Origin of the sequence: Dietzia sp. CW19 (assembly GCF_014145265.1) — a bacterium.
Classification (GTDB): Bacteria; Actinomycetota; Actinomycetes; order Mycobacteriales; family Mycobacteriaceae; genus Dietzia; species Dietzia natronolimnaea.
Map to the genome: position 1 here is coordinate 7,107 of NZ_JAALEE010000541.1, position 2,444 is coordinate 9,550.

At 68.7% G+C, this 2,444-nt stretch carries 3 protein-coding genes; 1 reads left to right on the forward strand and 2 read right to left on the reverse strand.

Annotation, left to right across the window (positions count from 1 at the left end):
- The first annotated feature begins 34 nt into the window (after positions 1–34).
- Positions 35–475, forward strand: a complete 441-nt coding sequence (locus G6021_RS15290; RefSeq protein ID WP_347238983.1) for a DUF6653 family protein — start codon at positions 35–37, stop codon at positions 473–475.
- A 102-nt stretch (positions 476–577) separates the two neighbouring features.
- Here the strand turns inward: G6021_RS15290 and G6021_RS15295 are convergent, their stop codons facing one another.
- Positions 578–1,861, reverse strand: coding sequence for an MFS transporter (locus G6021_RS15295; protein ID WP_182641650.1), 1,284 nt, complete (start codon positions 1,859–1,861; stop codon positions 578–580).
- A gap of 376 nt (positions 1,862–2,237) precedes the next feature.
- Positions 2,238–2,444 (reverse strand): rhodanese-like domain-containing protein (locus G6021_RS15300; protein WP_182641667.1); only part of this gene is annotated, 207 nt, incomplete at its 5' end.

Here is a 2,444-nt window from a genome sequence, read left to right on the forward strand (position 1 = left end):
TCCCGGTGGCCGAACCTGTCAGGCTGGACTCGTGGTGTCCGAGAATGGCTTCTACGCACGCATATTCCGACGGCACGCTCATCCGGTCAGTGCCTGGTCGCGACTCCTGAGGGCACCGCTGCTACTGGTGCCGTTGTGGACTCGCCGCTGGTGGTTGTACGTGCCCATCGGCGCGTGGTTCGCGGTCAATCCGGTGATGACCCCGCCGGCTCACGACACGTCGTCGTTCGCGACCCGCGCGATCCTGGGCGAGGAGTCCTGGACTCGGGATCCCCGGTCCGAGCCGACGATTCTGGCACTGACGGTCATGGCGAGTACGTCGCTCATGGGCGCAATGGTGGCCGGCTATCGGCACAGGATGACTGGCGCGGTCGCCTGCACCGGGATGTTCGAGGCGGTGACGTTGATGCAGTGGAGGCTGTGGGCGGACCGATTCACGCGCGAGACCAGTCAGACGACCGGACCGCCCCTGTAGCTGCTCGGATACATCTCCTGTCGGTGCCGCTACAGCGGTGCGGGTAGTTCTCCGCCACCACACACGCCGAGTAGTGCGATCTGCGAAGCCACCGAGAGCGGATCAGTCGTCACTCGCGTCTCTGACGACGAGCGGCGTGAGTGTCTCGTACATGCGGATCGCTACGGCCGCCGCCGACGCCGCACTGACGGCGGCGGCGGCCCACACGGCGGCGTGCATACCCATGGCGTCGGCGACGATCCCCCCGAACACCGCGCCGACCGCGTAACCCAGGTCGCGCCACACGCGGTAGACACCGACGGCTCGTCCCCGCCACACGGGGTGGGCAACGTCGCCGATCGCGGCCAACAGCGTCGGATAGACCATCGCGGTCCCGGCTCCCAGGATCATGGTGCCCACCGCCCACATGCCGAATCCGTTGCCGAGCGCGATGACGACCAGGGCGGCCGCCTGGGTGGCCATCCCCACCGAGATCAGGTGCTTGCGACCGACCCGGTCAGAGAGCGCGCCGGTGAACAGCTGCCCCACTCCCCAGACGGCCGGGTAGAGCGCGAACAGCAGTCCGATCTGCCCCACGGTCAGACCCGCGGTGGCGAACAACAGGGGGAACAGCCCCCAGGACAGGCCGAAGTTGAGGTTGTTGACGAGCCCCGCCTGGCTCGCCGAGGACAGGGCCGGCTCTCGGAAGCTGGTCTGGATCGCGATCTCCCGGTCTGTCATGTCGGCATGGAGATGGTCGTGCAGTCCGTCCGGGCGGGCGGTGTGCCGCCCCGCGTCCAGGAGTGCGCGGTCGCGCGTCTCGCGGACGAAGATCCCGGACAGCACCAGAGCCAGGGCCGTGTAGGCCACACCGACCAGGAACGGCGCCGGTCGCAGGCCGTACTGCCCCGCGAGGTAGCCGGCGAGCAGTGAGGTCACCGCGACCGCGCCGTAGCCTGCCGCCTCGTTGAGTCCCATCGCCAGACCGCGCTGCCGGGGCCCGACGAGGTCGATCTTCATCACCACGGTGGTGGACCAGGTCAGTCCCTGGTTGATGCCCAACAGGACATTCGCGGCCACCACCCAGCTCCAGTCAGGTGCCCAGATGAGCATGAGGGGCACCGGGATGGCGAAGAGCCACCCGACCAGCAGGACGGGTTTGCGGCCGTATCGGTCGGAGAACGTCCCGGCGAAGTAGTTCGCGATCGCCTTGGTGACACCGAAGGCCGCGACGTAGGTGAAGATGAAGGTGTAACCGGTCAGGCCGAAGAGTTCCGTGGCCAGCAGGGGAAGCACGGTCTGCTGCTGACCCACCATGCCGCCGACCAGCGCATTGATGGCGACGAGCAGAGTGAACTGGGCGGCGTTGGCTTTGAGACCGAGCTCGGGGGTTCGTTCGCTGCGCATGCTCTCCTCCTCGCGATCGACCGCGTTCGGGCCGTGTCGCCTCTATCGCGTTCCGCTCCCCTGGTGAGTGAGAACCGACGGCTCGGCTCGACCTCCGTCGACCGCAGCGGGCAGCGGTCGACGGCTACGACGCAGACGGCGGCGACAAACGCCAGCAGAGCGACCGTGCCGAGGATGATCGATGCGGCGGGGAAGGGTAGTTCCTGGGACAGGACGAAGGCGCCCATGAGCAGGACGAAGTAGCCGAAGCCCTTTCTCGGGGCCTTCTCCGGGACGATGCTCGGGGTGTCAGGGGTGTCAGGGGGGCGGGGTGCCCGAGGCCAGGGCGTCGCGCAGGTCGGCCGGCCCCCCGGGGTGCTGAGGTGGGTGCGTCGGGTCAGACGGTCGCGAGGTTGCGCTCGGACCAGGCGGCGTAGCTGCCCTCGAGTTCGACCACGCGGTAGCCGGCGCGGCGCAGGGCGCTGGCCGCCACGGAGTTGCGGACGCCGCTCTGGCAGTAGGTGACGATCGGACCGTCGGTGGGGAGCTGGTCGAGGTTCCACAGGACGCGGCCGCCGCTGAGCTGCTCGGAGCCCGGGATGTG